The sequence below is a fragment of the Sphingomonas floccifaciens genome (genome assembly GCF_042681125.1).
In the GTDB taxonomy this organism is placed as follows: domain Bacteria; phylum Pseudomonadota; class Alphaproteobacteria; order Sphingomonadales; family Sphingomonadaceae; genus Sphingomonas; species Sphingomonas floccifaciens.
The window spans coordinates 226841-245746 of sequence record NZ_JBHUFC010000003.1 but is presented as its reverse complement, the minus strand read 5'-3'; the positions used below and the strand labels follow the sequence as shown (position 1 = coordinate 245746).

The following is an 18906-nucleotide window of genomic DNA, read 5'->3' as shown; positions in this document are numbered from 1 at the left end:
GCGCCATGGCTTCCAAGTTCTTCGACCACAAGAGGATCGAGCGCAACGTCACGCTGCTCGCTGTGCTCGCCTTCGTCGCCGTCGCGATCGGCGGCATCGTCGAGATCGCGCCGCTGTTCTGGATCGATTCGACGATCGAGCGGGTGCAGGGCGTCCGCCCCTACACGCCGCTGGAGCAGGCCGGCCGCGACATCTACGTCCGCGAGGGCTGCTACAGCTGCCACAGCCAGCAGATCCGTCCGTTCCGCGACGAGGTGGAACGCTACGGCCATTACAGCTTGGCGGCCGAAAGCATGTTCGACCATCCGTTCCAATGGGGATCGAAGCGAACCGGGCCTGACCTCGCTCGCGTCGGGAGCCGCTACTCCGACGAGTGGCACGTCCAGCATCTCAAGGATCCACGGTCCGTGGTGCCCGAATCCGTCATGCCGCCCTACGCATTCCTGGCTGGCCGCGACCTGAAGACGGACCTCACCGCCCGCGACCTGACGGCGCTCCGCAGGGTCGGCGTGCCCTACAGCGAGGAGGACATTCGGAAGGCGGCCGCCGACGTCATCATCCAGGGCGGCGGCGAGGGGGATGCGGACGACCTCAGGAGACGCTACCCGAAGGCGCAGGTCCGTGATTTCGACGGCGACCCTAACCGCCTGACCGAGATGGATGCGCTGGTCGCCTATCTCCAGATGCTCGGCACCACTGTCGACGTGTCGAAGGCCGGTCCGCAGGAGACCCGGCAGTGAGCTACAACCACCTGCGCCATCTCGCCGACAGTTACGGCCTTCTCTTCATGGGGATAGTCTTCCTGACCCTGGTCGGCTGGACCTTCCGTAGCCGTGCCCACGAGCACCACGCCCGGGCCGCCAACATGATCTGCGAGAGCGAGGACCCCCGCGATGGCTGACAACAGGCGCTTGGACGAGGCGACCGGCACCCACACGGTCGGGCATGAGTGGGACGGGATCGAGGAGCTCGACACGCCCATGCCGCGATGGTGGCTGTATACGCTCTACGCCACGATCGTCTTCGCGATCGGCTACTGCGTCGCCTATCCCGCATGGCCTCTCATCGACCGGGCGACGGGAGGCTTGCTGGACTGGTCCGCGCGCGGAGCGCTGGCTGAGGATCAGGCGAGCGAAAGCCGCCGCAAGGCGCCCGTGGAGCTCGCCCTGTCGCGCATCCCGATCGAGAGGCTGCCGGAGGACTCGCGGCTGATGCAGGCCGCCGTCGCGGGCGGGTCGGCCGCGTTCAAGGTCCATTGCGTCCAATGCCACGGATCAGGGGCGGCTGGGTCGAAGGGGTATCCCAACCTCAACGACGACGATTGGCTGTGGGGAGGCGATCTGAAGACCATCCAGCAGACGCTGACGCACGGGATACGGCAGCCCGGCCACGAGCAGACGCGGATGTCGATGATGCCCGCCTTCGGTCGCGACGGGATCCTCAAGCCCGAGGAGGTGCAGGACGTGGTCGCCTATGTCCGGACGATCTCGCGCCAGCAGCGCGCCGATGCGTCGGCGCGCAGGGGGGCGACCGTCTTCGCCAATAACTGCGCGGTGTGCCATGGCGCGACCGGCAGGGGCAACCGTGAGCTTGGGGCCCCCAATCTGACCGATGGCATCTGGCTATATGGCGGCGACACGGATTCCCTGACGCAGACCGTCGCCAACGCCCGCTACGGCGTGATGCCGTCCTGGGGGCACCGGCTCGATCCTGTCACCATCAAGATGCTCGCCGCCTACGTCCACTCGCTCGGCGGCGGCGAAGCGATCGTTCCCCAGACGCCGGCGGCGGGTCGTGCCGCGACGTCCAATCCGGAAGGCGCGACTCCACACGTCGTGCAGCAGACGAATGGCAAGCCCTGAGGACCTTACCAAGGTCCAGTATTTCGAGGCGCGAAGGAAGGTCTTCCCGAAGGCGATCGACGGCACGTATCGTCGGCTGAAGTGGGCGATCATGGCGGCGACCCTGACGATCTACTACGTGACGCCGTGGCTCAGGTGGGACCGGGGCGAATACGCTCCGGACCAGGCGGTGCTGGTCGACATCGCCAACCGCCGCTTCTTCATGTTCTCAATCGAGATCTGGCCGCACGAGTTCTACTACGTCGCCGGCCTCCTCGTCATGGCGGGTATCGGGCTCTTCCTCGTCACGTCCTCGGTCGGACGCGCCTGGTGCGGCTACGCCTGCCCGCAGACGGTGTGGACAGACCTGTTCGTCCACGTGGAGCGCGTCATCGATGGCGACCGGAACGCGCAGATAAAACTGGAGCGCGCGCCGCTTGGGCTTGAGAAGATCGCGAAGCGGATCGTTAAGCACGCTGTCTGGCTGCTGATCTCGGTCGCGACCGGGGGTGCGTGGATCTTCTACTTCGCCGACGCGCCGACGTTGCTCGGCCAGGTCCTCGACGGCACTGCGCCTGCTGTGGCTTACGCCACCATCGCGGTGCTGACGGGAACCACCTACATGCTCGGCGCGATATTGCGCGAGCAGGTATGCGTATACATGTGCCCTTGGCCACGCATCCAGAGCGCCATGCTCGACGAGCGATCGCTGATGGTGACCTACAAGTATTGGCGCGGGGAGCCACGCACGCACGGTCTCAAACGCGCCGGTCCCGCCGCGCACCAGCCCGACGGCGATCAGGCGGCGGAGCCCCAGGCGGGGCTGCCAAGCCTCGCGATGCTTGCGGCCAGCCCGGAGAAGACGCCGCGTATCGGCGACTGCATCGACTGCAACGCCTGCGTCGCGGTGTGCCCGACGGGCATCGACATTCGCAATGGCGCCCAGGTCGGCTGCATAACCTGCGCGCTCTGCATCGACGCTTGCGACCAGGTGATGGCGAAGATCGGCCGCCCGCCGCGGCTCATCGGATACAGCACCGTGGAGGACGAGAGGATTGCAGGGGAAGGCGGCGAACCCGCGCCCGCCATCAAGCGGCTGCTGCGCACGCGGACCATCCTATACTTTCTCGTTTGGGCCGGCATCGGTCTGGGGATGCTCTTCGCGCTCGGCACGCGGAGTCGGCTCGACGTCTCGGTCCAGCAGACGCGGAACCCGCAGTATGTGATCCTGTCCGACGGGGCGGTGCGCAACGCCTACACCGTCAAGGTCCGCAACATGGAAAACCGGCCGCGCACCGTCGAGATTGCCGTGCGCGACCTAGCAGATGCAACCATGTGGGAAGAGAGCGGATCGCGCCACGAGGCGGCGTCGAGCATTCGCCTCCGGATCGCCGCCGATCAGGTGGGCCGCACGCGCATCTTCGTCGCTGCGCCTCCTGAGGGCGAGGCGCGAGAGGACATCGAGGTCGTGGTCCGGGCGCTCGACAGGGAGGGCGGCGAAGCGATCGACCAGAGCTATTTCGAACGGCCGGGCGCGTCGCGGTGAGCAGGCGATTCACCGGATGGCATGCAACGACGATCCTCGTCGCCATGTTCACCGTGATCATCGGCGCTAACTTTGTCATGGCGCGTTTCGCCATCCGGACGTTCAGCGGAACCGTGGTCGACAATAGCTATGTCGCCAGCCAGCACTTCAACCGCTGGCTCGCGGCGGCGGACGCTCAGACAGAGCTCGGATGGACGCTGGACGTCGCGATGGATGCGGACCGGCGCGTCATCGTAGGGACGCACGGCCCCGAGGGCCCCCTCGCCACTGCGTCGCTCACAGCGATCGCCTCGCACCCGATCGGTCGCGTAGCCGAGCGGTCGGTGCGTATCGCTCCGATCGGCGACGGGCGATTCCGCTCGATCGACCCTCTGCCCGCCGGCCGATGGAAGCTGCGCTTCACGCTCCGTGACCGCGGAAAGCGGGCGATCTTCGACGACGAGGTGCCGGCGTGAGCGCGCCTGCGGCGATTGGGTCCGGCGAAGGCTGCGCGACCAGCGTTTTCAACGTGCCCACGCTGCACTGCGCAGGCTGCATCGCCAAGCTCGAGGGCGGTCTTGCCGCCGTCGCCGGAGTGATCGAGGCCCGGGTGAACTTCACCGCCCGGCGCGTAAGGGTGACGCGTCTGCCTGAACTGACCGACGACGCGGTGAAGTCGGCCATCGAACGGCTCGGCTTCCCGGCCGAACCGTTTCTCGGAGAACTCGATCCAGCGACCGACCGCGAGACCCGTGCCCTGCTGAAGGCGCTGGCGGTCGCGGGCTTCGCGTCGATGAACGTGATGCTGCTGTCGGTGTCGGTATGGTCGGGCGCCGATGGCGCGACGCGCCAGCTGTTCCATTGGCTATCTGCCGCCATCGCGCTGCCGGCTGTCGGGTATTCGGGCAGGACGTTCTTCGGAAGCGCTTTGGCGGCGCTGCGGCACGGTCGGACGAACATGGACGTGCCGATCTCGATAGGCGTGCTCATGGCCTGCGCGATCAGCGTCTACGAGACGGCTACCTGGGGACCGCACGCATACTTCGACGGCGCGGTGACGCTGTTGTTCTTCCTGCTCGCCGGCCGCACGCTCGACGCGATGATGCGCGCGCGCGCGCAGGACGGAGTCGCGGCGCTTCTGCGCCAGACCCCCGCGGGCGCCACCGTCTTGGGAAAGGACGGCGCGACGGCGTGGCGACGCGCCGAGGAGCTTGCACCGGGAATGCGGATGATCGTCGCCGCCGGCGACCGACTGGCCGCCGACGGCGTCGTCGAGGCGGGCCGGAGCGCCGTTGATCGGGCGCTCATCACTGGGGAGAGCCTCCCTGAACGAGTCGGCCCGGGATCGGCGGTGCTTGCCGGCACGATCAACGTCGACGGCGCGCTGACCGTCCGGGTCACGGCGGCCGGCGAGGCGACCGCGATCGCGGACATCGCGCGGATGATGGAGGCGGCGGCGCAGGGACGATCACGCTACGTCCGGATCGCCGATCGCGCGGCGCGGTTCTATGCGCCTGCCGTCCACACGCTCGCGGCGCTGAGCTTCGCGCTGTGGATAACGCTGGGTGCGGGCGTCCATCAGTCGGTTCTGATCGCCGTCGCGGTCCTCATCATTACCTGCCCCTGCGCCCTCGGGCTGGCGGTCCCTGTCGCCCAGGTCGTTGCAGTCGGCGCGCTGATGAGACGGGGAGTGCTGGTCAAGGACGGCGCCGCGCTGGAGCGCCTGGCGGAGGTCGACGTCGCGTTTTTCGACAAGACCGGCACCCTGACGCTTGGCCGCCCCACGCCCGTCGGCACCCTGCCGCTCAGTGCGGCGGAGCGACCGATCGCGCTCGCGCTTGCGCAGGCCAGCCGACACCCGCTTTCGCGTGCTCTGGCCGCGGCGCTGGCGCAGGACGGCGTCGCTCCGGCCCCTATCGAGCGCGTGGTGGAGAATCCCGGTCTCGGCGTCGCGGCGGAGAGCGGCTGCGGTGGCGCGAGGCTCGGCCGGCCCGACTGGATGGGCGCCGACGACGCCACTGCTTCCCTCGTCGCCGCATTCCAGCTTGAGGACCGCCCGACGCGGATCCTCGTGTTCGAGGATGCCGTGCGTCCAGATGCCGCATCGGTGATGCGGCGAATGGAGGATATCGGCGTGGCATCGTCGATCGTGTCGGGCGATCGTGAAGCTGCCGTCAGGAAGATGGCGGATGCGCTCGACATCGGCGCGCGTTCGGCGATGACGCCGGGCAGCAAGGTCGATGCGATCCGATCCGCGACCACCGAGGGCCATCGGGTGCTGATGGTCGGCGACGGGCTGAACGACGCGCCGGCGCTGAAGGCTGCTCACGTCTCCATCGCCCCCTCGTCGGCCAGCGACGTCGGCCAGCAGGCTGCGGACCTCGTCGTCCTGGGCGACTCGCTTGAGTCCGTTCCCGTCGCGATTGCGGCCGCGCGAAGGACCTTGCGGGTCGTGCGGCAGAACATCGGGATCGCGGTGGTCTACAACGTCGTAGCGATTCCTCTTGCCTTCGCGGGGCATGTCACTCCGCTGGTCGCCGCTCTGGCCATGTCGGGATCTTCCCTCCTCGTCGTGGGGAACGCGACGCGGCTCCGGGCGGCGGCGCGGTGAGCGGTCTCGCCGTTCTCATTCCCATTGCGCTGCTGCTCGGCCTGAGCGGACTGTGCGCATTCTTCTGGTCGATCCGCTCGGGCCAGTTCGAGGATCTGGACGGTGCGGCCGTCCGTATCCTGATTGACGAGGACGACGAATGACATCGGGGGCGCGGCTGATCGGATCGACGCTCTCCGCGCTCGCGCTCTGCGTTCTGCGCCCGCTGGGCGAAGGAGCGGTTCTGCTCGTGCCGACGTGTTCGGGTGGCTGGGCCTCCGTTCCGGTCGGACCTGCCGGACAGCACGGGGATGATGGAGCCGCCTGCCACGCGGCATGCCTCCCTCGACGGTCGGGCGAGGCGGCGGAAGACTCGGATCTTGCGGACGGATAGGATCGGCGTCGACACATTCTCGTCGCGTCCTGGTGCCGGCCGAGCAGGTCGGAGGCGACGCGGACGTGTCCAGCGCTCGCCGACGGACGACGGCGGTGTCGATCGCTCCGCCTTGGAGCTGATCGCGTAAGGCGACGGGTGCATTTCGGCCAGGCAGCGGGTGATGGTTCGGTCTGCGCAAGGTCGATTTGACGTTGGTCAAGGCTGCGCGTGGCTTCCGCTGCCATTGCGGCTGGGAAGGAGAAGCACACCATGAAGCACAACCGTCTGGAGGGCAGCGTCGTTGCGTTCACCCGACGCTGGCACGTCATACAGGAGGTCGACCTCGTCCGATTGATCGGCGAGCACCGACGCCGCGCCGCGCTCTGCGAAAGCGTCGAGGCGGTCGCCGACGCTCTACCGCTGCTTCCCGACCCCGCCGTGGCCGAGATGCTTTGTCGCGAGCTCGACGACATGGTCGCTGGCAACGAACGGGACGAGCTGCCCTTCCTCGAAGCGATGCTCGTGGACGGCCACGACGATCCGCTCGCGGCCGCGCTTCTCGATCAGGTCAGGATCCGGTGTGTGGACGATGCGGCCAAGGCGGCCGACGTCATCCGCGCCCTGCGGGCGCCTTTGCGCACGCGCCGTCCGCTTCACGCGGACGCACTCGGCTACTTGCTGCGTGGTTTCATCGAGGACTGCCGCCGTGCGATCGGCTTCGAGCAGCTGACGATCCTAGCGGTTGCCGGTCACCGGCTGACGCCCGATGCTCGAGCGCTTCTCATCGACTGCCTGACGCCCGGACCCGCGTAGGGTAAGAGAACTGATCCACCGGGACGCGGACACGCATCAGCGCATCGCCCGCTGCCCTCGGCCAAAGCCGGTCCTGGGCGCAGCGAGGTGTCGGCGTGACGTGTCCGTGACCGGACGACGCGCGGGATGCTGCACTGCGGCCGATGCGAGTCCACCGCCTTTCGCCGCGGCAACAGGCGGTCGCGTCAGGGGTCAGTTGGCATCTGTCGATCCAGGCCAGATTCGACGACGGCGGACGCAGACCGGGGATCGCCTTACGAGGTGATCGCCAGCCCGCGTCCGCCGGCCTCAGTTGGACTTGAAGAAGATCATCGACGAGAGAGGCTCGAGCCTCACACGTCCTCCGGCGGGCATGGCGCGGCCGCTGACGAGCTCCGAACCGTCGTGCGGGGGAACCACGAACGTGGCGGGCTTGGAGTCGCTCATGTTCATGACGACTGTGTAGCCGCCGTAGTTCAGGACGTATCGGTCGCCTCGTCCAGCGTAGAAGCTGTCTCTGCCGGGCGTTACCTTCACACCTGCCGGTGCCGCCGCGATCGGGAGGCTGCTGCCCGCTTCGGCGCTCGAACGTCCGTAAGCCTTGTTGATGGCGTCGTTATACATCAGCGCAACCTTGTCTGGCCGGACCCAGGTGCTGCCGCTGGGGGTGAACGCCGTATCGACGGCTACCGTGGCGATGCGATGCCCTCGCGGGCCGCTCGTCCAGACCCGCGCCAGCCCGTTGATCCCCATGTTGGCACGCCAGTAGAGCGACGCGAAGACGCGCTCCTCGCCGCGCTTGATGGTGACGACGCCGTTTTCCGGATCAGCGAACGCGAAGTCCGGAGCGCTTACGCTCATCGGTAGCTTGGCGGCCTGATCGGGGACGCTGATCATGGCTGCGAAGTCGTCGATCACGTCGAGCAGGCCGTAAGTGCTCCGGAAGCTCTTGTCCTGCATCTGCGCTCGGATCGGCCCCCAGAGCTGGTTGTCGGCGATCATCTGCTGGGCGTAGCCGATCAGGGTCGGGTCCCGCGTCAGGACCGCGGCCTGGAAGGGGCTGGCGGCGCCTGGCCGCAGGTCCTGCAGGTAGGTCACCGCGCCCGGAGACTTGGGATCGCGCCAGCCGATGTCCGTCATCATCCGCATCGCGGCGAAGCCTTCGTCGTCCGCCGCGGGATAGCGGAACACTCCTCGTGCGCGTGCCAGCGCGGAAAGACGGGCGAGGATCTTGGGATCGCCCGGCGCATCGAACGTGGGGCGGGTCGCGTCGTAGGCCCAGGAGACCCAGTCGAGCACTTCGCCATAATGTCCCACGTAGCCGAGCTCGCGGGTGAGGCCCATGCGGGTGACCGTGCGGAAGTCGGTGCCGACGACGGGAACCGCCGTTCCGTTGCTCGATAGCGACTGGGCATAGCTCGGCTTGCCGTCCGGAAGGTCCGCCCCGCGCCACGGTTCGATTCCGATCGCTTCGTAGAGGTAGCGACGGGCCTGATCCTCGGGGAGCGCCTTCGCCGGGTCGAGCACTCCGATGCCGCGGTTCGCGAGATACAGCCCGAAGGTGTCCACGATCATCGACTGGTTCGCGTAGAGCCGGCGATGCTGCCGGAACCAGTCGCGTGACGCGGTCAGCATCTCGAGATAGGCGACACGGCGCGGCGCGCGCGTGCCGGATCGCCATCCGATCTCTTCGTCGAGGAACGGCTTCAAGACGTCCTGACCGAGCACGAGAGTCTGACCGAGCGGGCCGAAGCCGAACCAGTCGGGGTTCCAAGTGCTCTTCTCGTTTCGCACGACCATGGGGTCGGCCGCGTAGGCGACCGCGAAGCCGTCCATGCCCTTGAGGATCGCCGGGACGATCCTGGGGTCCTTCGCCAGCGGCGACCAGCTCTTCAGTCGGAACCGGGCGAGGAAGACGATCTCATGCTGACCGAGGGGGCGCGTGGCCGTGAGCAGCCCCCGGACCGTTCCCTCGATGCGCTGGCGGATAGCCGAAAGCGTCTCGGCGCCGGCCATCTTGGGTCCGATCCGTCCGGGGCCAGGACGCTTGCCCGCGACGGCGAGCTTACCGTCGTCGATGCCGGCCGGCGGATCGAAATAGGCTCCGTCGTGCGTGAAGAGCCCGTAGACGCCCCGCGATGGCGCGGTCATCGCGCGTTGAAAGCGGTCGAAGGCCAAACCGTAGGGCCAGATGTTGCCGGTCGCCTCGATCGCGCAATCGACCGTCTGCCGGCCCTTCGTGACGGCCGCCGGCAGCAGCAGGGTCCGATAGAAGAAGGCGCCGGGGAACTGCGGCGCCACGGCGCCGATGTCGAGCTGCTCGAGACCGCCGAGATGCGCGTCGCCCACCTGCTTGCCGTCGCACAGCAGGACGAGGCGGCCGCTGCTCGCTTCGCCGCCCCAGAGCCTGATCGTCAGGTAGGTTAGAGCGTCCGGTCGCACCTTCAGGCGGAATGACGCGAGCCCTCCCCGCCAGCCGCCGTCGCGCGGATTGAGGCGCAAGGCGGTCTGCCCTGCCGCGCCCTGGACCGTCTCGCCAGCGTCGATCCTGACCGAATGGGCAGCGAGCCCGCCGCTATCTGAGAACAGGATCGCGTCGATCGTCTCGGCGTGTCCCGCGACAGGGCATGTGAACAGGACGGCTGCGCCCATCAAACGTGCTTTCATCATCTCTCCCCCAGGTGTTTCCGGCGAGCATAAGATAACGATATCTGTTGGCAAGTTTGATTTTTATCTGTCACGACCTGCAAGGGAAAGGCTCGTTGGCGCAATTGCTTTAGCAGTTTCAAAGGTTCGAGCGTGATATCGATATCGTCAGCGGGTTCGCGCGCGAGCGCTTGCCTGTGCGGGAGCGTGCGGCGCCGCTCCGTTGATGGGTGCAAGTGGTCGCGGGGCTGCTCGACGGAGAGCGCTCGGTGCTATGTCAAAGCATCAGCGGGCGGGCATGGCGAGCGGAAAACCGCCTGTCCCGGTCGTTGGGAACGATTATGCGCCGTCGTTCGACGCGAGGGCCGCGAGAGCGTCGCCGAGCATGATCACGCCCTCACCCTTCGCGAACCGATCGAAATCGCTCCTGAGCTGATCGGGAACTTCGACATCTGCGGCGTGGAATGCGTATCGCTCCAGGAGGATGGGCTTGCCGAATTCGAGCAGCAGCCGGTCGTCGTCGTGAACCCGATCGACGACAGGAAACTTTTGAACCGCGCCGAAGCACCAGTCGCCGACCTGAACGACGCCGTAGCCGACTGCCACTCGGGCGACGGGGACCGGAACGTCAGGCAGCAGCACCGCTTCGAGGCGCATGTCCGTCGCCGTCACGAACCGATGGAAGAGTTCGACGCTCGTGACGGAAGCGACGACTTCGGCGATCGAGACTTCCGGGCGAACGGTCTTCAGATGCCTCGAGGCGAGATCGAGCGCTGTGACAAGCTCCGCGAGATAGGCCAGATCGTCCCGTCCGGGCAACGGATCCATCGTCGCGGCCGCACCGAGGGTGAGTCTGTCGTCGATGCTTACCCGGACGTCGATCCCCCCTTGACCGGCCCAACTTGCGAACCTGAGCGTCTTCCCCAGCTCGGCTGGATGCTGGCGTTCCGCGTCGTCGAGGCGTCCGTTGATCGTCGCCGTTCCTCCTGTCGACCATATGATGTCGACGAACGAGCCGCGGAACCGGTATTTGTAGGACTCCTCGGGCAGACCGAGGTCCGGCGGCATGAGGAGGTCCGCCGCCGTTTCGATCTCATGGCCGTCCGGGCCTCGCATTCGGATATCGGCCGTAGCAGCGGGATGCGCCTGCATCGAGGCATGGAAGACGTCGCCATTCTCCAGCGGCATCGGCAACGGCATGTCGATCCCGAAGCGACGCGCGTTGAGTTCGAAGCCGGTCACCGGAATGGAGTCGGTGAGGCCTATGGCGTGATCGATCAGTTCCTCGACGGACGTAAGCGGCCCGACGCTGATCTTGCCGACGATCTGCGGGGACGGGACGAGCGCCGCCTTCGCAGCGGCGTAGTTGGGCCCATGCGTGCGGACGGTCCTCGCCATCCAGGCGATCAGATCGCTCTCGTCGCGAAGATCCTCCGGGCGCATCGTGAAGCGGAACCACTTGCCGCGGAAGTCGAGCACGGAGAAGCCCTTGGCGCTTTCCGCCCGCGCCCGCTGGAGGATGCGCTCCAGCAGATCGTCCCAGACGTGGACCGCATGCCACTCGACGTCGGAGCCGTCTCCGGGGATCGTAGCCAGCGCGACGAAGCACGGGTTCGGGCTCATAGCGAGATTGAGGGCGTTGCTGAGCTTCATCCTGACGCCGAGTCCGTCGGCTTCGTGGCTCTTCGTCTGCACGAAGGTTGTCGGCATGCGGATCTGCATGTCTGCCGACAGTCCTTCGATCGGCTCGTGCGGGAACTCGACGGCGTGGTCCCAGCCATGCTCGTCCTCGATCGCCGGATTGCACGTGACGCCTGCCTCGGAGCAGAGAAAACTGAAGCGCTTTTCGCCGGAACGGCCGAGGAATCGGGACATTTGGACCCAATACCGCAAGCCGTGGCCGCTGACGAATAATCACAATCTCGCCGTCAGCGGAGCGGGGGCGACGTCACCGCCGCCCGAAGCCGTGAGCCTCGGTCGCCCGCCCGCTCGACCGCCGACAATGGTCCTCGCCGATTGCGGAGTCCGCTCGCGGCGAGGTCCGGTCGCATCAGGCCCCGTAGATGGGGAAGCGTTCACAGAGATCTCGCACGCGCGCGCGGACGTCAGCCTCGACCTGCGGGTCCCCCGTCTCGCCTCGGGCGCGCAAGCCGTCAAGAACGTCGGCGACCATGTGACCAACCTCCCGGAATTCCGCGACGCCGAAGCCGCGGGTGGTTCCTGCGGCCGACCCGACGCGGATTCCGCTGGTCCTGGTGGGCGGCAGCGGGTCGCCGGGTATGCCGTTCTTGTTGCAGGTGATGCCCGCACGTTCGAGCGCCTCGTCCGCGTCCTTCCCCGTGATCCCGAGCGGCGTCAGGTCGACGAGGGCGAGGTGCGTGTCGGTCCCGCCGGAAACCAGATCGGCGCCGCGCTCCTTGAGCGTCGCCGCCAGCACCTTCGCGTTTTCCACCACGCCAGCGGCGTAGTCCCGGAAGTCCGGCCGCAAGGCTTCGCCGAGCGCCACTGCCTTCGCCGCGATGACGTGCATCAGCGGGCCGCCCTGAAGGCCGGGGAACACCGCCGAGCCGATCTTCTTCGCGATCGCCGCGTCGTCCGTGAGGATCATGCCACCGCGAGGTCCGCGCAGCGTCTTGTGGGTGGTGGTCGTCACGACATGGGCATGGCCGAACGGCGTTGGATGGGTGCCTCCGGCCACCAGACCCGCGAAATGCGCCATGTCGACCATCAGGATCGCGCCCACCTCGTCGGCGATGGCGCGGAAGCGCGCGAAGTCGATGTGGCGCGGGTAGGCCGAGCCTCCGGCGATGATGATCCGGGGGCGACGGTCCTTCGCGAGCTCCTCCACCTGCTCGTAGTCGATGCGGTGATCGTCGCTGCGGACGCCATACTGCACCGCGTCGAACCACTTGCCGAGCATCGCCGCCTTCGCGCCGTGCGTGAGGTGCCCGCCGGCATCGAGACTCAAGCCCAGGATCGTTTCGCCCGGTTTGGCCAAGGCTAGCATGACCGCGCCGTTGGCCTGCGCGCCGGAGTGCGGCTGGACGTTGACGAACCTGCAGCCGAAGATCTGCTTCGCGCGATCGATGGCGAGGGTCTCGACCGTGTCCGATGGCGCGCAGCCCTGATAGTAGCGTCTTCCCGGATAGCCTTCCGCATACTTGTTGGTGAGGACCGACCCCTGCGCTTCGAGCACCGCGCGGCTGACGATGTTCTCGGACGCGATCAGCTCGATCTGCGACTGCTGGCGGACGAGCTCCTGCGCGATGCCGGCGCCGACGGCGGCGTCCGCGCCGGCGAGCGTGTCGCTGAAGAATCCAGACGGTCGCACGCTCATGCCTCCCCCGCCTTGCCGTATTCGGCCTCGAGCGCGTCGAGAAAGCCGTAGAGTGCGTTGTTCATCTCGCCGTAGTCGTTGGCGCGCAGGTCATCCGCCTGCTGGACGAAGCGATGCTCGGTTAGGGTGGGCAGCTCGGGCGACGCGGCGATGAGGAGCTCGATCACTTCGGGCGTGAATTCCAGGTGGCACTGGAAGCCGTAGACGATCGGAGTGTATTCGACGATCTGGCGCGGGCAGCCCTCGCTCACGGCGACGATCGTGGCGTCGGGAGTCAGGCCGGGCATGTCGTTGTGCCAGTGACCGACCGCCAGCTCGTCGCCGAAGTGGGAGAATTTGGGGTTGGCGTGGCCTTCCTCGGTCAGCGTGATCGGGAACTTCCCGATCTCCTTCTCCGGACTTTTCCAGTGGGGCGCCCCCAGCGCCTCGCCGATCAGCTGCGAACCGAGGCAAACGCCGACAACCGCCTTGCCCGCGGCAATCGCTTTCCCGATGAGGGCCTGCTCCGAAGCGGCGTCGAAGTGCGCGCATTCGTCCGTGGTCGTCGAGGGCGACTGCGGGCCGCCCATGACGATCAGCAGGTCGATGCCGGCGACGTCCTGGGGCAGCGTCTCGCCGTCGTGGAGGCGGGTCAGCGTGACGCCGTGCCCGCGCTCGCGGGCCCAGACCTCGTAGGCGCCTGGCGCCTCGAAGGCTTCGTGGACGATGAAATGGACGTTCAAGCTCAATCTCCCAGTCGAGGTTCGAAGGTGTGGCCAACGATGCGCATTTCGCTCGAGCCGGCGGCGCAGGTGCGCTCCAGCACGGCGAAGACCGCGCGTGTCGCTCCGGCCGCCGCGGCATGGGCGTTGTCTCCGGCGATCAGTCGCGTCACGAGGAGGGCGGTGAACAGATCGCCTGTGCCGCAGGGCCTGATCGGCAGCAGCGGAACCCCGCAACGGCTGGCGGAGTCCGCGGTGCAGGTCAGCGTCTCGACCGTGCCTTGCGGGGTGTCGTCCAGCCGGCAGCCCGTCGCCACCACGGCGCCGATGCCGCGTGCCCGGAGCAGGTTCGCGGCATCCGTCACGGCGGCAGCGACGTGGATCTCGCATCCGCTCAGCAACGACAGCTCGTAGCGGTTGGGGGTGATCACGTCCGCCATCGGCACCAGGACGTCGCGGAAGACGGCGATCAGCCCCGCCTCGACAAATACGCCGAGGTCGTCGTCGCCGATAACCGGATCGCAGACATGGGTCATTCGGTGGTTTCGCGCCTTCGCTCGCGCGATGAAATCGGCTACAACCAGGCCGGTCTCCACCGAGCCGAGGTAGCCGGTCACGACCACGGCCGCATGGTCGACCAGCCCGCGCTCCTCCACGCCGCACAGCAGGTCCGCCACCAGATCGGCCGGCATGGTTCGGCCGCGGACGGTCGGGTAGTGCGGATGGTTCGAGAGCAGCACCGTCGGCACCGCCGCAACGTCGAGCCCGGCGGCCTGCATCGGGAACACCGCAGCGCTGTTGCCGACGTGGCCGTGGACGACCTGGCTCTGGATCGAGATCACATGCGTCATGCGCCGACGAGGCCCGGCCAATAGTGGCTGTCCGGGGTCGGCCGGCGACCGAAGATCGCCTGGCCGACGCGAACGACGTCGGCGCCTTCCTCGATCGCCATCTCGAAGTCGCCCGACATGCCCATCGAGAGCTCGGCTATGCGCGAGTCGCGCCGGGCGGCCTCGTCGCGCAGCCGCCGCAGCAGTCGAAAGCAGGTGCGCACCCTCACCATGTCGTCGCTGAAAGCCGCCAGCGTCATCAGGCCCCGCGGTCGAAGCCGCTCGAAGCGCGGCAGCGTGTCAATGAAGGGCAGCAGGGCGTCGGGATGCAGCCCGAATTTTGTGTCCTCGTCGGACGTGTTGACCTGAACGTAGACGTCCAGCGTGCGGCCGTCGCGAGCCAGCCGCGCGTTCAATGCGTCGGCGAGCCTCATGCTGTCGAGCGCGTGGAATTCGTCCGCGAAGCGCGCGGCGTTCGCCGCCTTGTTGGTCTGCAGGTGTCCGACGATGCTCCAGCGGATCGGCAGATCGGACAGCGCGTCGCGTTTGCCCGCCGCCTCCTGGATCTTGTTTTCGCCGAACGACGTGACGCCCGCCGCGTGGGCGAAGCGCAGGATGTTGGCGGGCACCGTCTTCGTGATCGGCTGGAGGCGAACGTCGGCACGTGGGCGGGAGCTCCGGGCGCAGGCGTCGGCGATCCGCGCCTCGACCTGAGCCAGGTTGGCGCGGAAGGTTGCTTCGGGGTTCTCGCCGAACCGGGCGGCATCGACAGACGAAATCACGCCGCCGCGCCCAAGATCACGGCTGACGGTGTGTCCGAGACCGTCGGCGATGCGATGATTGTAGGTGTGAAGATTGGTCTCGCTCTCGCCGTTGCCGTGTTCTCAAATGCGCTTTATCGGACGACTGGCGCTGCAAGAACGGCCAGTTCGGAGGAATTCACGTGGTCCAGTCGTCGCGTGTCGGCGCACACCGTCGAAGCGGCATAGGTGCAAGGCAGATCGCCGATGCGCTGAAGGATCAGCTTCTCGCGGGCGTGTTCGGCTCGGACCGGCGGCTGCCGTCGTCGCGAGCGCTCGCGCAGGAGCTCGGGGTGTCGCGAACCACGGTCACGGCCGCATACGACCAGCTGCTCGCGGAAGGCTTCATCGAAGTGCGTCAGGGCAGCCGCCCGAGGGCGGTTGCCGCCATGATCGGTTCACCTGCTGCGCCGATCCCCGCGCAGGCGCATGCAGCGGCGAGGCTGTCGGCCTATGCCCTGCGCGTCAAAGGCCACGAACCCGAGGCCAAATCCGATCACGCTCCGCTGTTCGCCGACTTCCGGCACGGCGTTCTGTCCGCGACCGACTTTCCGGTCACCGCATGGAAGCGGGCGATGAACGCGGCGATCGACAGACGCGCGGCATCGCTCGATTACGGCTCGCCGAGCGGATCTCTGCGACTCCGAAAGGCGATTCAGGGGTATCTGTGGAGGGCCCGGACGATCCGTTGCGATCCGGAGCAGATCATCGTCGTGGCGGGTGCGCAGCAGGGGTTCGATCTGTGCGCTCGCCTCCTTCTCGATCCTGGGGACCAGTTCGTCGCAGAGGACCCGTGCTACCCGACCGCCAGAAGCGCATTCGCCGCCGTCGGGGCCGACTGCGTCGCCATCCCCGCAGATGCGTCGGGTCTGGAGACGAGGAGGCTAAGCGACGTCGAAGCCCGTCTGGCGTATGTCACGCCCTCGCACCAGTTCCCCCTCGGGGGAGTCCTGCCGGTGTCTCGTCGACAGGAGCTTCTGCGGTGGGCTCGGGACCGGCAGGCCTATGTGATCGAGGACGATTACGACAGCGAATACCGCTACGACATTCACCCGGTGCCGCCGCTGCACACACTGGATGACGGCGAGCGCGTCATCTACGGGGGAACGGTCTCCAAGACGCTCTCGCCGGGTCTGAGACTTGGCTATCTCGTGGTACCGCCCGGGCTTGCGCGGGTGTTCGCGGCCGCCAAGGATCTGTCGGATCGCCACGCGTCGCTGAACGAGCAGGCCGCGTTAGCTTCGCTGATCGAGGACGGCGGCTACGAAAGACATGTCCGCCGAGTGCGGCGATTGAACCACGAGCGGCGGGCGACGCTGCTGAACGCCCTGGATTATGGCTTGGGGGATCGGGCGACGGTCGAAGGGGCCGACGCGGGACTGCACGTCGTGCTGTGGCTGAACGAAGTGCCTCGCGATCGGGAGGCGGCGCTGGTTCTCGCGGCCCGGGCGGCGGGAGTCGGCCTCTACGGGATCGGTCCGCTCTATCATGGTTCCGGCGAGGGCGTGCGGCCGGACAGAGCCGGCTTCGTCATGGGCTATGCGTCGCTCGACACGCGTCGGATCGAGCGCGGCGTGCATGCGCTCGCGGGATTGGGTCTTTAGGTAGTTTGATGACACACGAGACGATCGCGAGTTGGCGGATCGACAATCCGTCCTTCCGCGCGTTAGATATCGATATCTATATAATAATCGTGACGAGGATGCTTGCGCCATGCGGATCAGACTTTCGAAGCGGGCGCGGTCCGCGTGCTTGGCTTTCGGCCAAGTCGCGTGCGGTATTCTGCTGTTGGGCGCGGTCGACGGGCCTGAGCGGACGTTCTCTCCGGATCCCGGCGACGGCACCTATCTGAACCCGGTCCTCGCCGGGGACTATTCGGATCCCGATGTCCTTCGCGTCGGCGACGACTACTATCTGGTCTCATCGTCTCTGGTGAACGTGCCGGGTCTGCCCATTCTCCACTCGCGGGATCTGGTGAACTGGTCGCTGATTGGGCACGCCTTGCCGCGCCTCGAACCGGCAGGCCATTATGCGACGCCCAGGCGCGGCGGCGGGGTGTGGGCCCCGGCCATCGTTCACCACCGCGGCCTGTTCCGCATCTACTACCCTGACCCCGATCGCGGCATCTTCGTCGTCACCGCTCGCGATCCGCGCGGCCCGTGGAGCGCGCCGGTCCTCGTCGACGACACCCGGGGGGCCATCGACCCGGCGCCGTTCTTCGACGACGACGGCACCGCTTGGCTCGCCCACGCCTATGCCGCCAGCCGAGCCGGCATCTCGAACGTGATCGTCCTGAAGAGGATGAACCGCGAGGGGACGCGGACTTTGGATGCCGGACAGAGGATCATCGACGGCGACCGACTGCCCCAGGTCCGGACCAGTATCGGCATGCGGCCTTGGCAGACGACCGAAGGGCCGAAGCTATACAAGCGCAACGGCTTCTACTGGATATTCGCGCCGAGCGGCAGCGTGAAGGGCGGGTGGCAGGGCGTCTTCAGGGCGAAGCGCCTCACCGGGCCGTGGGAAGGCAGGAACGTCCTCGATCAGGGGCCGACGCAGATCAACGGCCCTCACCAGGGGGCCTGGGTGCGGACCGAGGCGGGCGAGGACTGGTTTCTTCATTTCCATGACACCGACAGCTACGGTCGCAGGGTCTTCCTCGAACCCATGCGTTGGCGCGACGGCTGGCCGGTGATCGGCGAGGATCCCGACGGCGACGGGATCGGCCAGCCGGTTCTGCGCCATCGCAAGCCGCGGCTGGCTTCGGTCGCGCCGACCAGTCCCGAAGGCGACGACGATTTCGCCACGGGCAGCCCCTCCCTTGCGTGGCAGTGGAACGCCAATCCGCAGGAGGACTGGGTCCTGCCGGCGTCCGCCGGGTGGCTTCGCCTCAAATCGGCCTCGACCCCGGCGAACCTGTGGGAGGCGGGCAATCTCCTGTCGCGCAAGCTGCCGGCACTGCGGTTCACCGCGACGGTGAAGCTCCGCTTCGCGCCCGTTCGCGACGGCGAGCGCGCGGGTCTGGCGCTGCTCGGCAGCGACTACGCCTGGGTCGGCGCCGAGCGCATTGAGGGCAAGATGCGTCTCGTCCAGGTGACCCGCACGGGTGCGAATGCCGCGACTGGAGATGAAGCGATCGCGGAAGGACCGCCGATCACGGCGTCGACCGACCTCTGGCTTCGGATCACCGCGCAGCCGGTGACGGTGAGCAACCCGCCGCCCGACTTCTCGCCCTACTGGCCGTCGATGCTGCGGTCGACCCACGCCCGGGCGACCTTCGCCTACAGCTTCGACGGCAGATCCTTCGTTCCCCTCGGCCAACCGTTCGAGAGCCGCCCCGGACGGTGGGTCGGCGCGCAGCTAGGGATCTTCGCCCAGGCCCCGTCGGGGACGCCGGCCTTCGCGGCGACCAGCGTCGGTCATGCCGACGTCGACTGGTTCCGCCTGACCCCTTGATCGAAGCGTTCG

Annotated in this window: 17 protein-coding genes; 11 read left to right on the top strand and 6 right to left on the bottom strand. The window is 67.4% G+C overall.

Annotated features, from left to right (window positions below; genetic code table 11):
- The first annotated feature begins 5 nt into the window (after positions 1–5).
- From ccoO to ACFSC3_RS08140, 8 genes are all read left to right on the top strand, one after another.
- Positions 6–740 (top strand): cytochrome-c oxidase, cbb3-type subunit II, encoded by a 735-nt coding sequence (ccoO, locus tag ACFSC3_RS08175; RefSeq protein ID WP_380939915.1) that lies wholly within the window; start codon positions 6–8, stop codon positions 738–740.
- Entirely contained in the window at positions 737–901 is a 165-nt protein-coding gene (locus tag ACFSC3_RS08170; RefSeq protein ID WP_380939914.1) for a cbb3-type cytochrome oxidase subunit 3, read from the top strand. Before ccoO ends, ACFSC3_RS08170 begins: the two co-directional genes overlap by 4 nt.
- A complete protein-coding gene (ccoP, locus tag ACFSC3_RS08165) occupies positions 894–1862 on the top strand; it encodes a cytochrome-c oxidase, cbb3-type subunit III (RefSeq protein WP_380939913.1) in 969 nt (322 codons plus the stop codon). Before ACFSC3_RS08170 ends, ccoP begins: the two co-directional genes overlap by 8 nt.
- A complete protein-coding gene (locus tag ACFSC3_RS08160; RefSeq protein ID WP_380939912.1) occupies positions 1849–3387 on the top strand; it encodes a 4Fe-4S dicluster domain-containing protein in 1539 nt (512 codons plus the stop codon). The genes ccoP and ACFSC3_RS08160 overlap by 14 nt, the downstream gene beginning before the upstream one ends.
- Positions 3384–3842, top strand: a complete 459-nt coding sequence (locus ACFSC3_RS08155; RefSeq protein WP_380939911.1) for a FixH family protein — start codon at positions 3384–3386, stop codon at positions 3840–3842. The genes ACFSC3_RS08160 and ACFSC3_RS08155 overlap by 4 nt, the downstream gene beginning before the upstream one ends.
- Positions 3839–5977, top strand: a complete 2139-nt coding sequence (locus tag ACFSC3_RS08150; protein WP_380939910.1) for a heavy metal translocating P-type ATPase — start codon at positions 3839–3841, stop codon at positions 5975–5977. Before ACFSC3_RS08155 ends, ACFSC3_RS08150 begins: the two co-directional genes overlap by 4 nt.
- Entirely contained in the window at positions 5974–6120 is a 147-nt protein-coding gene (gene ccoS, locus ACFSC3_RS08145) for a cbb3-type cytochrome oxidase assembly protein CcoS (RefSeq protein ID WP_380939909.1), read from the top strand. The genes ACFSC3_RS08150 and ccoS overlap by 4 nt, the downstream gene beginning before the upstream one ends.
- 440 nt (positions 6121–6560) lie before the next feature.
- Complete coding sequence (locus ACFSC3_RS08140; RefSeq protein ID WP_380939908.1) at positions 6561–7145, top strand: hypothetical protein; 585 nt, start codon at positions 6561–6563, stop codon at positions 7143–7145.
- Between the two features lie 288 nt (positions 7146–7433).
- Here ACFSC3_RS08140 and ACFSC3_RS08135 read toward each other — a convergent pair whose 3' ends face one another.
- The 6 genes from ACFSC3_RS08135 to ACFSC3_RS08110 all read right to left on the bottom strand — a co-directional run bounded on the left by ACFSC3_RS08135 (position 7434) and on the right by ACFSC3_RS08110 (position 15336).
- Positions 7434–9791, bottom strand: coding sequence for a hypothetical protein (locus tag ACFSC3_RS08135; RefSeq protein ID WP_380939907.1), 2358 nt, complete (start codon positions 9789–9791; stop codon positions 7434–7436).
- Positions 9792–10109: 318 nt separating this feature from the next.
- Positions 10110–11645 carry a hypothetical protein gene (locus ACFSC3_RS08130; RefSeq protein WP_380939906.1) on the bottom strand — a complete coding sequence of 512 codons (1536 nt, stop codon included), beginning with the start codon at positions 11643–11645 and terminating at the stop codon, positions 10110–10112.
- Between the two features lie 175 nt (positions 11646–11820).
- Entirely contained in the window at positions 11821–13107 is a 1287-nt protein-coding gene (gene glyA / locus ACFSC3_RS08125) for a serine hydroxymethyltransferase (protein ID WP_380939905.1), read from the bottom strand.
- Positions 13104–13829 (bottom strand): type 1 glutamine amidotransferase, encoded by a 726-nt coding sequence (locus tag ACFSC3_RS08120; RefSeq protein WP_380939904.1) that lies wholly within the window; start codon positions 13827–13829, stop codon positions 13104–13106. The genes glyA and ACFSC3_RS08120 overlap by 4 nt, the downstream gene beginning before the upstream one ends.
- A 2-nt stretch (positions 13830–13831) precedes the next feature.
- On the bottom strand, positions 13832–14659 hold the full coding sequence (gene pdxY, locus ACFSC3_RS08115; RefSeq protein ID WP_380939903.1) for a pyridoxal kinase: 828 nt from the start codon (positions 14657–14659) through the stop codon (positions 13832–13834).
- Entirely contained in the window at positions 14656–15336 is a 681-nt protein-coding gene (locus tag ACFSC3_RS08110) for a YggS family pyridoxal phosphate-dependent enzyme (RefSeq protein ID WP_380940891.1), read from the bottom strand. The genes pdxY and ACFSC3_RS08110 overlap by 4 nt, the downstream gene beginning before the upstream one ends.
- Between ACFSC3_RS08110 and ACFSC3_RS08105 the strand changes: the two genes are divergently transcribed.
- From ACFSC3_RS08105 to ACFSC3_RS08095, 3 genes are all read left to right on the top strand, one after another.
- Positions 15238–15627, top strand: a complete 390-nt coding sequence (locus ACFSC3_RS08105; protein ID WP_380940930.1) for a hypothetical protein — start codon at positions 15238–15240, stop codon at positions 15625–15627. The genes ACFSC3_RS08110 and ACFSC3_RS08105 overlap by 99 nt on opposite strands.
- Positions 15582–17042: a MocR-like pyridoxine biosynthesis transcription factor PdxR gene (pdxR, locus tag ACFSC3_RS08100; RefSeq protein WP_380939902.1), complete on the top strand. Its 1461-nt coding sequence runs from the start codon at positions 15582–15584 to the stop codon at positions 17040–17042. The genes ACFSC3_RS08105 and pdxR overlap by 46 nt, the downstream gene beginning before the upstream one ends.
- A gap of 148 nt (positions 17043–17190) precedes the next feature.
- Entirely contained in the window at positions 17191–18894 is a 1704-nt protein-coding gene (locus ACFSC3_RS08095) for a glycoside hydrolase family 43 protein (protein WP_380939901.1), read from the top strand.
- Positions 18895–18906 lie beyond the last annotated feature (12 nt).

What these genes read in the sequence shown, in the direction of transcription:
- ACFSC3_RS08135 (WP_380939907.1), bottom strand. Translation starts at nt 9,791, where the DNA reads ATGAAAGCACGTTTGATGGGCGCAGCCGTCCTGTTCACATGCCCTGTC.
- ccoO (WP_380939915.1), top strand. Translation starts at nt 6, where the DNA reads ATGGCTTCCAAGTTCTTCGACCACAAGAGGATCGAGCGCAACGTCACG.
- ccoP (WP_380939913.1), top strand. Translation starts at nt 894, where the DNA reads ATGGCTGACAACAGGCGCTTGGACGAGGCGACCGGCACCCACACGGTC.
- ACFSC3_RS08130 (WP_380939906.1), bottom strand. Translation starts at nt 11,645, where the DNA reads ATGTCCCGATTCCTCGGCCGTTCCGGCGAAAAGCGCTTCAGTTTTCTC.
- ACFSC3_RS08160 (WP_380939912.1), top strand. Translation starts at nt 1,849, where the DNA reads ATGGCAAGCCCTGAGGACCTTACCAAGGTCCAGTATTTCGAGGCGCGA.
- pdxY (WP_380939903.1), bottom strand. Translation starts at nt 14,659, where the DNA reads ATGACGCATGTGATCTCGATCCAGAGCCAGGTCGTCCACGGCCACGTC.
- glyA (WP_380939905.1), bottom strand. Translation starts at nt 13,107, where the DNA reads ATGAGCGTGCGACCGTCTGGATTCTTCAGCGACACGCTCGCCGGCGCG.